Here is an 11533-nt window from a genome sequence, read left to right on the forward strand (position 1 = left end):
ATGACCGAGGACGGGCACGGCACGGACGGCGGGAAGTCCGGGCCGCAGGGTGGCAACTCCGCACCGCTGGGACAGGGGGAGAGCCACGCACCGCTGGGACAGGGAGGAAACCCCGCACCGCTGGGACAGGGTGGGAGCCACGCCCCGCGGGGCGTGAACGAGAGTGCCGACAGGCGGCGCGACGCGGCCAACACCGACGCCGGCGAGATCGCGCACGGCAGCGTCATCGTCTCGATCGGCGCACTGCTGCTCGGCATGCTGATCGCCTCCCTCGACCAGACGATCGTGTCGACCGCGCTGCCGACCATCGTCAGCGACCTGGGCGGCATGGAGCACCTGTCGTGGGTCGTCACCGCGTACCTGCTCGCGTCGACCGCGGCGACCCCTCTGTGGGGCAAGCTCGGTGACCAGTACGGCCGCAAGAAGCTGTTCCAGACGGCGATCGTGATCTTCCTGCTCGGCTCCGCGCTGTGCGGCCTCGCGCAGAACATGCCGCAGCTGATCGCCTTCCGGGCAGTGCAGGGCCTGGGCGGCGGCGGACTCATCGTGCTGTCGATGGCGATCGTCGGGGACATCGTCTCGCCGCGCGAACGCGGCAAGTACCAGGGCCTGTTCGGCGCGGTCTTCGGTATGTCGAGCGTGCTCGGCCCGCTGCTCGGCGGGCTCTTCACCGAACATCTGAGCTGGCGCTGGGTCTTCTACATCAACCTGCCCATCGGCATCATCGCGCTCACCGTGATCGCGACCGTCCTGCACATCCCGGTCCGCACCAAGAAGCACGTCATCGACTACCTCGGCACCTTGCTCATCGCCGCGGTCGCCACCTGCCTGATCATGGTGGCCTCGCTCGGCGGCAGCACCTGGGGCTGGGGCTCGCCGCAGATCATCGGCCTCGCGGTGCTGGGTGTCGTACTGGCCGTGGTCTTCGTCTCCGTGGAACGCCGGGCGGCCGAACCGGTCCTCCCGCTCAAGCTCTTCCGCATCCGCACTTTCGTCCTCGCCGCTGTCATCAGCTTCATCGTGGGCTTCGGGATGTTCGGCGCGATGACCTATCTGCCGACGTTCCTCCAGGTCGTCCAGGGTGTGACGCCGACGATGTCCGGCGTGCACATGCTGCCGATGGTGTTCGGCCTGCTCATCGCCTCCACCGGCGCCGGGCAGATCGTCAGCCGCACCGGCCGCTGGAAGGTGTTCCCCATCGCCGGTACGGGGGTCATGGCGCTGGGTCTGCTGCTGCTCCACCAGCTCGACGAGTTCAGCGGCACCTGGGAGATGAGCGCGTACTTCTTCGTCTTCGGTCTGGGCCTCGGTCTGGTCATGCAGGTGCTGGTGCTGATCGTGCAGAACTCGGTCGCGTACGAGGAGCTGGGCGTCGCGACCTCCGGGGCCACCTTCTTCCGCTCGATCGGCGCCTCGTTCGGTGTGGCCATCTTCGGCTCGATCTTCGCGAGCCGCCTCGGGGAGAAGCTGACGAGCGCGCTGAGCGGTCAGCAGCTTCCGACGGGCATCAGCGTGAACTCGCTCAAGGCCGACCCGCAGGGCATCGCCGAGTTGCCGTCCGCGCTGCGACCCCCCGTCGTGCACGCGTACGCCTCCTCCATCACCGATGTCTTCCTTTACGCCGCCCCGGTCGCCCTGGTGGGCTTCGTACTGGCCTGGTTCCTGCGCGAGGACAAGCTGCGCGGGTCGGTCACGGCGCCGGACGCCACCCAGACGCTCGCGAGCAACCCGGTGCACCGTTCGTCGTACGACGAGGTGTGCCGGGCGCTGTCCGTGCTCGGCACCCGTGAGGGGCGGCGGGAGATCTACGAGAAGATCACCGCGCGGGCCGGGTACGACCTGCTGCCGGCCGCGAGCTGGCTGCTGCTGCGGATCAGGAAGTACGGGTGGGCCGAGCCCGCCCAACTGGCCGAGGGCAGCGCCGTACCGCTGCATGTCGTGATGGCCGCGGCCCGGCAGATCGAGGAGCGCCGGCTCGCCGTCCGCGAGGGACTCGACCTCGTGCTGACGGACGAGGGCCGGGAGGCCGCCGGGAAGCTGTCCCAGGCACGTGAGGAGTCCCTGGCCGAGCTGCTCGGCGACTGGTGGGGCCCGGAACGCCCGGCCGATCTTGCAGGCCTGGTCAAGGAGTTGAACGCGGAGCTGTGCGGCTCCGACGCGGAACGCCCCCACAACGGCACGGTGCCCCGCCGCACCACCTGACCCTCACTCGCCCGACACAGACACACCCAACCGCTTCTGGAACCAGTGCTCGGCGTAGACGTCGTCGTTGTGCGCCGCGGTCTCCACGTAACCGTGCCGTGCGTACAGCGCACGCGCCTCCACCAGGTCACCGCGGGTGTCGAGGATCAGCCGCTCGGCGCCGAGCCCGCGCGCCGCCTCCTCGGCCGCAGTGAGGAGCACGGGGGCGCCGCCCTTGCCGCGCAGGTCCTCGCGCACGAAGACCCGCTTCAGTTCACCGGTGTCCGCGTCGAGCATCCGCACGCCCGCGGTGCCGCCGGGCTCTCCGCCGTACCGTGCGACCAGCAGCACCCCGCCCGGCGGCACGAAACAGTCCCCGGTGTCGGCGGCGACCTCCCGCTCCAGCTCCTCGGGATCCGTCGGGTGCCCTTCGTGCAGCAGGTACCAGCGGTCGCTGACCTCCGTGTAGTACGCCCGCCAGAGCGCGGCGGCGGCCGGGGAGTCGAAGGGTTCGGGGGCGACGGTCCAGGAAGGCGTCGTACGGGGCGCGGTCATGGCGGTCATTGTCGCGGGGTGTCGTGCCCGGCGGGCCAGGAATTTTCGGCGGGCGGCCCTGCGGCGCGCACTGTTTGAGAGGCGCTGTGCGGGCAACCCGGTTGGGGAACCGGCTCGGCCTTGGGCCGGGAATACCTTGGAAGGCACCCATGTCCACAGGCGTGATCATCGCTCTGATCGTGATCGTGGCGGCCGTTCTCGTTGTCGCGGCCGCCGTGACCCTGCTCGCTCGAAGGCCGCAGGGCGGGCGCAGCCTGCAGCGGCGCTTCGGGCCCGAATACGACCGGGCTGTCGCCCGGCACAACGGTGACGTGAAGGCCGCGGAGCAGGACCTCGCGGAACGCGTGAGCCGACACGGTTCGCTGCGGGAGCGGGCGCTCGAGCCCGCGGCCCGCGAGCAGTACGCGGCCCGCTGGGCGGCAGCCCAGGAACGCTTCGTCGAGTCGCCGCGGGAAGCCGTGGCCGAGGTCGACCAGCTGCTCGGCGAAGTGGCCGGCGCCCGGGGGTTCCCCGACGGCGGCCAGTACGACGAGCAGTACGCGGCACTTTCCGTCCACCACGGTCCCCACGTCCACGGGTACCGCCGGGTGCACCGCGCCGCGCAGGCCCGTGTCCCCGACGGTCAGGGCAGTACCGAAGAGCTGCGCGAGGCCATGATCGAGGCTCGCGTCCTCTTCGACGAACTGGTGACCCCCAGCGGCAAGGACACCCGCCGTCACCGGACGGACACGGACGAGAACTCGTCCATCGGCCGGAGCCGGGCCATAGACACCCGCCCCGAGGGCTCCGCCCACGAGGGGCGATTCCACCTGCCCTGGTCGTTCAACAAGCATCAGGCGAAGGGGAGTTGAGAAACGTGAAGGACATCCCAGACGACGGCACCACGGACCCGACCCGCCGCGACGAGCCACTCTCGGACGCGACTCGTTCGGACGCGGCACGTTCGGAGGCGGCACGTTCGGACCCGAGTCGTCCGGATCCGACTCGTTCGGATCCGATGAAGGGCCGCGTTCCCCCGGTGTCCGGCGAAACGGCTCCGGCCCGGGACGTTCCGGCCCGGGAGGTCCCGGCGGGCGAGAAGTACCCGCTGGGTGAGGACACGAGCGCACGCCGGACGGACCCGGTCCGCCCGGTGGCAGGCCCCGGCACGGGCTCCCGCGAGGGCGCCGATGCCCTCGACCGCGAGACCGGCGAGAGCGCGTCCCGCGACAGCAGGGGCGCCACGGCTACGGGCGGCGCCCACGCACGGCCCACGGCGCACGAAACCCGGCAGCTCCCGGACCAGGATCACGATCGGGACATCCGGCTGCTCCCGCAGGACGAGTGCGACAAGTTCGAACTGCGACTGCGGCACGCGGTCGGTGGGTTCGTCGACGGGCCCCGGGACTCCGTGGCGGAGGCCGACCAGGTTCTGGAGGAACTCGCCGCACGGCTCTCGGACGCCGTCACCCGGCGGCGCAGCACGCTGCGTACGTCCTGGCAGCAGAAGACCGGCGAGAAGAAGGCAGACGAGAAGACCGGCAACGGCGCCGACACCGAGCAGCTTCGGATCACCCTGCGGGACTACCGCGAGGTGACGGAACGCCTGCTCCGCTTCTGACGCCCGGCCACGCACGCAGCGGACGCCGGCGGAAACAGGCGTACGCGACGCACGCGACGCACGCGACGTACGCGACGTACGCGATGCATGGGACGCACCTGCCCCACGCGAACAACAGGCGTACGCGACCCGAGCGACGCCCCGACGCACAGCCGAACACCCGCACCAGCGAGGCCGCGCCCCGGACCATGTCCCGGGGCGCGGCCTCAGTCGTCACCGGGCGGCGGCGGCCGGACCTTCCCGGCGCTCGCGCCACTCCCGGACGATCTCCTCGACGTCGTACGGCTTGAGTCCGAGAGGAGGGCCGGGCGGCGGCTTGAACATGACCTCGCGGATTTTCGCGTTGATGTCCTCGACGACGCGGCGCACGACCCGCTCCGAAGGCGCCGCTGAAGCCGCCGCGAGCGCGTCCTCCGCCTCCTTGCGCAGAGCCAGCGTGGGAGGCAGCACGGACAGGCCCTCGCGGACCATCTTCCGCTTGATCCACCACATTTCGTCGTACGAGGTGTCCGTGATCTCGGGCATCGGCTTGCCCGCACCGGGGAGGTCCGCGAACTCCCCGCGCGCCTCCGCTTCACGGATCTGCCTGTCGACCCACGTCTCGAAGCTGACACCGGGTGGCTTGCGCTCGGTCATGAGTCCATTGTGCAGGAGGCCGCACGCAGGGGCGACGGGGCCAACTATCATTCGGCGGCGGCGCGTCAAGCACGCTCCGTAGGTGGACAATTGGACCGGCGGGAACCGAAGGAGCGCACGTGCTCGAACTCACCATGGCATCGGTCACCGGGGCGGACGCGGGTGCGACGGCCGGGATGCTGATGGCAGACGCGCCGAGCGACCCCGGTGCCCTGCTGCGGGTGGGCCGGGACCAGGCCGTGTGCCGTCTCGTGACCCCGGACGACTGGCTGTTCGTGTCCAGGGTGCATCTGGAGTTCCTGTGCGGCCCGGACGGATCCTGGCAGGTCACCTGGCTGCAGGGCTCCCAGCCCGAGCCTTCCTCCGAGGTACGGCTGACCTTGGCCGGCCAGGTGACCCAGCCCCTCCCGTACGGCGGTACGGCCAGGCTCCCCGCGGGCAGCTCCGGCGAGATCGTCATCCTGGACCGCACCGGCCCGTACAGCGTGAACGTGGGCTTCTACCACGAGGTGTGACCGGTTCTTTCAGGCCAGTACCCGCGCCAGCGCGAACCCGTCGTACCCCTTGCTCCCGACCGTCTGGATCGCCGTACCGCTCAACTTCGGGTGCTCGGCGATCAGTTCGAGCGCGGCCCGGGTGCCCCGCACGCTCGGGTCGGTGCTCGCGGCGTCGGTGACCGCGCCACCCCGGACGACGTTGTCGACGACGATCAGGCTGCCCGGCCGGGTGAGCTTGAGGGCCCACTCGACGTAGTGCGGGTTGTTCACTTTGTCCGCGTCGATGAAGACGAGGTCGAACGGCTCCGGGTTCTCCTCGGCCAGCTTCGGGAGCGACTCCAGGGCGGGCCCGACCCGTACCTCGGCGATCTTGTCGAGGCCCGCGCGGGCGAGGTTGCCGCGGGCGACCTCGGCGTGTGCGGGGTCGTACTCGAAGGTGATCAGGCGGCCGTCGGCCGGGAGGGCGCGGCCCAGCCAGATCGTGCTGTAGCCGCCGAGGGTGCCGATCTCCAGGATGCGGCGGGCGCCCTGGATCTGGGCGAGGAGCTGCAGCAGCTTGCCCTGGTTGGGGGCGACGTTGATGGGGGGCAGTCCGGCCGCGTCGCTGTCGCGGAGTGCGGCGGTCAGGGTCTCGTCGGCGGGGGCGAGGAGGGTGGTGAAGTAGTCGTCGACGTCGTTCCAGAGCTGCGACTCGGTCATGCACCATGCCTTTCGTATGCCTAGTTAGATGTGCTAACTAGTTCAGGGGAAATCTAGTCGCGGAAGCCGGGGGTTGCCAGCGGGTTTCCCTGTGTTCACGCCCGGAACCCGGTCGGGTGGCAGCGGTTTCGAGCCAGGCCCAGGCGGTGTCGGGCGGCTCTCTGTGATCTGCGTCGTGGACCCGGGGCGGGACTCAACCGTTCGCCCACTATCGTCATCCGGACAAAAGATGGAAGGACGTCAGGTGAAGAGGGGGTTGCCTGCGTCTCTCACCGGAGGCGGTGCGAGCCTCATGGGGACCGGGACAGGAACCCGCGCGCGGGACGCGCGGGACGAGCGGGGCGGGAGGGCCGGCGCGGCGTGGCGAATGTGGAGCGCGGCACAAGAGCGGGTAATGCCTTCGGGGCGGGGGCGGCCGAGCGGGCGAAGGTACGGCTGAGGGCTGTCCGCATCGGGCTGTGGGTGATCGCCGCGGTCCTCGCGGTGCGGCAGCTCGCCGTGGTCCTGAGCACTCCGAAAGGGGACCGGCTGACGGATCTGGAGACCTGGGTCGGCACGAACGGCGTGCTGCATGTGAAGGGGTCGCTGTACGACTCGACCCAGTTCACCGGCACCCCCTTCGGGGGGCTCGTCCTCAAACCTCTCACCCGTTCGGCGGAACAGGCCCTCGGCTGGGGCTGGACCTTCGGCACCCTGCTGCTGGTCGTCGCGCTCGGCCTGGTCGCGGCGCGCGCCCTGCCCAAGCCCGTGACCCGGCGGGCGTCGCTGCTCGCCGCGCCCGTCACGATCAGCCTGCTGATGCTGTCGCTGCCGGTGCGCAACACCCTCTATCTCGGCCAGACCAGCATCATCCCGGTGCTGCTCGTCCTGCTCGGCTGCTTCGCCGTACGCGGGCAGCGGGCCAGCGGCGTCCTGATCGGCCTCGCCGCCGCCCTCCAGCCCGCCGTGCTGCTCTTCGCGCCGCTGCTCTGGTTCACCGGCCGCAGACACGCCGCCGTGTCCACCGGAGCCACCTTCGCCGCTCTCACCCTGGTCGCGTGGGCCGCGATGGCCCAGGACTCGTACACCTACTGGGTGCACCACATGGCGGGCGTCGGCCTCGGCGGCAAGGCGGACGACCTCGCCAACCAGTCGCTGCACGGCGCGCTGCTGCGGCTCGGGCTGTCCGGCCCCCTGGAGATCACCCTCTTTCTGCTCCTCGGCACGGTCGTCGTCACCGTGGGTCTGCGCCGCGCAGTGCGCTACGCACGCGAGGGACAGCTGCTGCTCGCCGTCGCGATCACCGGCTGCGCCGCGGTCGTGGTGTCGCCCACCGCCTGGCAGCACCAGCTGCTGTGGCTGCTGCTCGCGGTGGTGGGGCGGGTCGGCAAGAAGACCTCGGACCGCTACATGTGGCCCGTCGTCGTCATCCTCGTCATGACGCTGCCCGCGAAGATGCTGGTGCCGAACACGTCGGCGCTGGCCCCGCTGCGCGAGAACGTGGTACTGCTCGCGGTCCTCGCCGCCGCGTGCGCCGTGCCGTTCCTTCCACTGAAGTCGCCGTACTTCAGGACACCCCTCTCCACGCAGTACGCGCCCGCCCGTCCCGCCAGGTTCGACCGAGTGCCGCTGGTCAAGTTCTGGCGCAGAGCCCTCACCCGGCCCAGTCTGCTGCTCGAACTGCTCCTCATCAGGGTGTTCTACGCCGCCTACTCCTCCGTACGGCTCGCGGCGGCCGGCGGGCGCCCCGCCGCCGAGGAACACGGCCACCAGATCTACTCGCTGGAGAAGGCGCTCTTCATCGACGTCGAGCACACCGTCAACCACGCGGTCGCGGGGATCCCGTGGCTCGTGGACTTCTTCAACTTCTACTACACGTCGTTCCACTTCGTGGTGCCGCTGACTGTCCTGGGGGTCCTGTACGTCCGCCGGCCGGTCGACTACCGCTGGGCCCGTTCCACCCTGGGACTCGGCACCCTGCTCGCCCTGCTCGGCTTCTGGCTGTACCCCCTGGCGCCGCCCCGTCTGATGCCGGGCCTCGGCTTCATCGACACGGTGCACGGCACGCAGGACCTCGCCAAGCCCGACTTCGGCGCCCTGACCGCCGTCACCAACCAGTACGCGGCGATGCCCTCGCTGCACTTCGGCTGGGCCCTGTGGTGCGGCATCATCATCGCCGTCATGGCCCCGAAGTGGTGGATGAAGGCGCTGGGCCTGCTGCATCCGCTGTTCACCCTGTCCGCGATCGTGGCCACCGGCAACCACTGGGTGCTGGACGCGGTGGGCGGGGCGGTCGTGATCGGTGCGGGATTCGGGCTGGTGTATGTGCTGTCGGGGCCGCGTGCGGCCGCCGGGGCCATCGCCATCGAGGACGATCACCTGGCCGACAGGCGAACGGCGCAGACCGGGGAGCGTTCGTACGCAGAGGGCTGACCGGTCCGTTCCCCGGGCGCGCTGTACGACGTCGGCGGCCGGGTCGGGGGCGCAGGTCAGCTACTGCGTTCTCTACGAGGACGACAAGAGCGTCCGGTGCTTCCTGGCCCGGGGTGATCAGCCGCAGCAGCATCGCACGGGCGAGCTCTGTCTGCGCCTCGGTGGAGCTGGCGAAGACCTCCGCGGCCGGGTGGGCCACCGCTCCCTGAACCCCGCCGAGTGCCTCATACGCGTCCAGCGTCAGAGTGCGGGCCCGGCGACGCTGCCCCAGTTCCAGCAGGGCGTGCGAATCAAGGAGCGAGCGCCGGGCTCATGTGTTGCAAAGATCAGCATGCCTCGACCTGCCCGCCCCCACATCTCCGGAGGACACCATCTCTCAGCATTTGGACACCGCAGAGACACCTCCGTGCGACGGCGGCTTCCGGCCCGCCGTGCCCGGGGCGGCCCGGCGGTGGGGCAGGACGAGGCGGGCAGTGCCGGCGACCGTCCCGGCCGCGGCAGCGCTGGCCCTTGGGCTGTGGGGGATCGACCGGCAGAACAGCATGTGGCGCGATGAGTCGGTCACCTACCAGGTGGCTCATCGGTCACTGGGCGAACTGTGGGGGCTGCTGGGTCACATCGACGCCGTGCACGGCGTGTACTACCTCCTCATGCACGCCGTGTTCGCCGCGTGGGACGGCGGCCTCCTGGCCCTGCGGCTGCCCTCGACGATGGCGACTGCCTTGGCGGCGGCGGGAGTCGGGGCGATCGGCGCAAGGCTGGCAGGACGCCGGACAGGCACAATCGCTGGGCTCGTTCTGGTGGTGTTGCCGGTCACACAGCAGTACGCGCAGGAGGGCCGCTCGTACGCGCTGGTCACCGCCTGCGTCACCTGGGCGACGTACTTCTTCGTGCGTGGCATGGCAGAGTTCCGCGGCCGGTGGTGGACGGCGTACGCACTCACGCTCGGCCTCGCCTGCTGGCTGCACGAGTTCGCGGCCCTGGCACTGGTGGCGCACGGGGTGACGTTGTGGTGGTCACGCGGGCCTCGGCACGTCTGGCGGAGCTGGGGGATCGCGGCGGCCTGTGTGTCGGTGAGCCTGCTGCCCCTGGCGGTGGCGAGCGCGGCGCAGGCGGAACAGCAACTCGGCTGGCTCGGACGCCCCAGCCTGAGCGCGTGGTTGCAGTTCCTGGTGATCTCGGGCGTGGGCGTGCTGCTCTGCCGGCTCCTCCTGCGCGGGTCCGCGGCCTCGGCCGAGGCCGTCGCTCTGGCGCGGTTGTCGCTTCCCCTGCTGATCGCCCCGGTCGGGCTGCTGATGGGGATCTCGCTCGTCAAGCCGTGGTATGTCGACCGGTATGTGCTGTACAGCTTCACGGGACTGGCGTTGCCGGCCGGGGCCGCGCTGGGGTGGGCCGTCGGCCAACGGCACCGGCTCGCCCCCGCCGCCCGTGTCCTGACCGTCTGTCTGCTGGCCGGGGCGGCCGTCGCGGTCCTGTTGCCGTGGTCGCTGATGGTGCGCTCGCCCGAGAGCCGTAAGGACGACGTCGTCGCGGTCGTACACGTCGTTGAGAAGTCCGCGCGAGAGGGCGACAGCGTCCTGTTCATGCCTGCCCGGCGCCGCGAGTGGCTGCTGTCGTACCCGTCCGTGTACGGGCGCCTGGACGACCTTGCCCTCTCCGAGTCCCCGGCGGCCTCGAACACCCTCCAGGGGACCGAAGTCTCCGCCGAGACGATCCGGCGCCGCCTCCTGACCACGGACCGCGTCATCGCGCTGACCGATCCCGCAGGGCAGCCGCTCGACCCCTTCGCACAGGAGGTGGCCAAGCGGCAGACACTCAAGGCGTACTTCGAAGTCTGCGAGCGCACCGAGGTGTTGGGCGCGCAGATCGTCGTCTACGCCCGACCAGGGCACTGCGTGCGGTGATGACGAGGCGGCAGCAGTTACGACGGCGCGCGCAGTGGCGCCGGCGCCGAGATCGCCTCGCCGCGGGCGCGCGATCTCGGGCTGCTGTGAAAGCTGTTGAGCCGTCGGTGTTCAGCGCAGGGTGAGCGTGGTCTCGGATGCGACGCGGGTCAGTTTTTCCGGGTTTCGGACGTAGTAGAGGCCGGTGACGCGGGTGTTCTCGACGCGGATCGCCATGATGCCGTCGATCTCGCCGTCCACGTGTACGAGGAGTGCCGGGTGGCCGTTGACCATGGTCGCAGTGCTGCTGACCGCGTGTTCGTGCTTGCCGAGACCGCCGATCATGAAGCGGACCACCTTGTCGGCGCCGGTGATCGGCCGCAGCGCGGCCTGCTTGATACCGCCGCCGTCGCTCACCAGGACGACCTCCGGGGCGAGCACGTCGAGGAGGTCCTGCGGGTTCCCGGTCTCCAGCGCGCGCTGGAACGACTCCAGAGCCGCCCGGGTCCTGCTCGCGGAGACCACCTCGCGAGGGCGCCGAGCGTCGACGTGCAGACGCGCGCGGTGGGCGATCTGGCGGACGGCCGCGGCGCTCTTGTCGACGGCGGCCGCGATCTCCTCGTAGCTGAAATCGAAGACCTCGCGCAGCACGAACACGGCACGCTCGGTGGGCGACAGCGTTTCGAGGACGAGCATCAGCGCCATCGACACACTCTCGGCGAGCTCGACGTCCTCGGCCACGTCCGGCGCGGTGAGCAGCGGTTCGGGCAGCCAGGGGCCGACGTACGCCTCCTTGCGGCGGTTCATCGTGCGCAGCCGGTTGAGCGCCTGCCGGGTGGTGATCCGGACCAGGTAGGCGCGCTGGTCGCGCACCTCCTCCAGGTCGACCTTCACCCACCGCAGCCAGGTCTCCTGGAGGACGTCCTCGGCATCGGTCGCCGATCCGAGCATCTCGTAGGCGACGGTGAAGAGCAGGTTGCGGTGGGCGACGAAGGTGTCGGTCGCCGGGTCAGTGGCCTCGTCGCTCATGTCTTGACCCCTTTCGTGGGTAGCCGTTCATCTTCGTCGGC

Annotated in this window: 10 protein-coding genes and 1 pseudogene; 6 read left to right on the top strand and 5 right to left on the bottom strand. The window is 70.5% G+C overall.

Annotation, left to right across the window (positions count from 1 at the left end; genetic code table 11):
• A complete protein-coding gene (locus ACFYPC_RS09160) occupies positions 1-2202 on the top strand; it encodes a DHA2 family efflux MFS transporter permease subunit (protein ID WP_388672935.1) in 2202 nt (733 codons plus the stop codon).
• Between the two features lie 3 nt (positions 2203-2205).
• On the opposite strand, the gene ACFYPC_RS09165 is transcribed toward ACFYPC_RS09160, so the two are convergent.
• A complete protein-coding gene (locus ACFYPC_RS09165; RefSeq protein WP_388672937.1) occupies positions 2206-2736 on the bottom strand; it encodes a GNAT family N-acetyltransferase in 531 nt (176 codons plus the stop codon).
• A 149-nt stretch (positions 2737-2885) separates the two neighbouring features.
• On the opposite strand from ACFYPC_RS09165, the gene ACFYPC_RS09170 reads away from it, so the two are divergent.
• On the top strand, positions 2886-3587 hold the full coding sequence (locus tag ACFYPC_RS09170) for a hypothetical protein (RefSeq protein ID WP_388672939.1): 702 nt from the start codon (positions 2886-2888) through the stop codon (positions 3585-3587).
• A gap of 167 nt (positions 3588-3754) precedes the next feature.
• On the top strand, positions 3755-4336 hold the full coding sequence (locus tag ACFYPC_RS09175; RefSeq protein ID WP_388672941.1) for a hypothetical protein: 582 nt from the start codon (positions 3755-3757) through the stop codon (positions 4334-4336).
• Positions 4337-4549: 213 nt separating this feature from the next.
• Here the strand turns inward: ACFYPC_RS09175 and ACFYPC_RS09180 are convergent, their stop codons facing one another.
• A complete protein-coding gene (locus ACFYPC_RS09180) occupies positions 4550-4972 on the bottom strand; it encodes a DUF1992 domain-containing protein (RefSeq protein ID WP_388672943.1) in 423 nt (140 codons plus the stop codon).
• 119 nt (positions 4973-5091) lie between these two features.
• Between ACFYPC_RS09180 and ACFYPC_RS09185 the strand changes: the two genes are divergently transcribed.
• Positions 5092-5487: a hypothetical protein gene (locus tag ACFYPC_RS09185; protein WP_388672945.1), complete on the top strand. Its 396-nt coding sequence runs from the start codon at positions 5092-5094 to the stop codon at positions 5485-5487.
• 9 nt (positions 5488-5496) lie between these two features.
• Here the strand turns inward: ACFYPC_RS09185 and ACFYPC_RS09190 are convergent, their stop codons facing one another.
• Positions 5497-6168, bottom strand: coding sequence for an O-methyltransferase (locus tag ACFYPC_RS09190; RefSeq protein WP_388672947.1), 672 nt, complete (start codon positions 6166-6168; stop codon positions 5497-5499).
• Between the two features lie 360 nt (positions 6169-6528).
• On the opposite strand from ACFYPC_RS09190, the gene ACFYPC_RS09195 reads away from it, so the two are divergent.
• Positions 6529-8580, top strand: a complete 2052-nt coding sequence (locus ACFYPC_RS09195) for a bifunctional glycosyltransferase 87/phosphatase PAP2 family protein (RefSeq protein WP_388672949.1) — start codon at positions 6529-6531, stop codon at positions 8578-8580.
• Between the two features lie 103 nt (positions 8581-8683).
• On the opposite strand, the pseudogene ACFYPC_RS09200 reads toward ACFYPC_RS09195, so the two are convergent.
• Positions 8684-8860: pseudogene (locus tag ACFYPC_RS09200) on the bottom strand (ATP-binding protein); the annotation flags it as partial.
• 193 nt (positions 8861-9053) lie between these two features.
• Between ACFYPC_RS09200 and ACFYPC_RS09205 the strand changes: the two are divergent.
• Positions 9054-10484 (top strand): glycosyltransferase family 39 protein, encoded by a 1431-nt coding sequence (locus ACFYPC_RS09205; protein WP_388672951.1) that lies wholly within the window; start codon positions 9054-9056, stop codon positions 10482-10484.
• Between the two features lie 111 nt (positions 10485-10595).
• On the opposite strand, the gene ACFYPC_RS09210 is transcribed toward ACFYPC_RS09205, so the two are convergent.
• Complete coding sequence (locus ACFYPC_RS09210; protein ID WP_388672953.1) at positions 10596-11492, bottom strand: RNA polymerase sigma-70 factor; 897 nt, start codon at positions 11490-11492, stop codon at positions 10596-10598.
• Between the last annotated feature and the right edge of the window lie 41 nt (positions 11493-11533).

Source organism: Streptomyces sp. NPDC005808, assembly GCF_042871385.1.
Taxonomy (GTDB): Bacteria; Actinomycetota; Actinomycetes; order Streptomycetales; family Streptomycetaceae; genus Streptomyces.

Coding starts and splice junctions, on each gene's coding strand:
- ACFYPC_RS09160 (WP_388672935.1), top strand. CDS start 1: ATGACCGAGGACGGGCACGGCACGGACGGCGGGAAGTCCGGGCCGCAG.
- ACFYPC_RS09165 (WP_388672937.1), bottom strand. CDS start 2,736: ATGACCGCGCCCCGTACGACGCCTTCCTGGACCGTCGCCCCCGAACCC.
- ACFYPC_RS09170 (WP_388672939.1), top strand. CDS start 2,886: ATGTCCACAGGCGTGATCATCGCTCTGATCGTGATCGTGGCGGCCGTT.
- ACFYPC_RS09180 (WP_388672943.1), bottom strand. CDS start 4,972: ATGACCGAGCGCAAGCCACCCGGTGTCAGCTTCGAGACGTGGGTCGAC.
- ACFYPC_RS09190 (WP_388672947.1), bottom strand. CDS start 6,168: ATGACCGAGTCGCAGCTCTGGAACGACGTCGACGACTACTTCACCACC.
- ACFYPC_RS09210 (WP_388672953.1), bottom strand. CDS start 11,492: ATGAGCGACGAGGCCACTGACCCGGCGACCGACACCTTCGTCGCCCAC.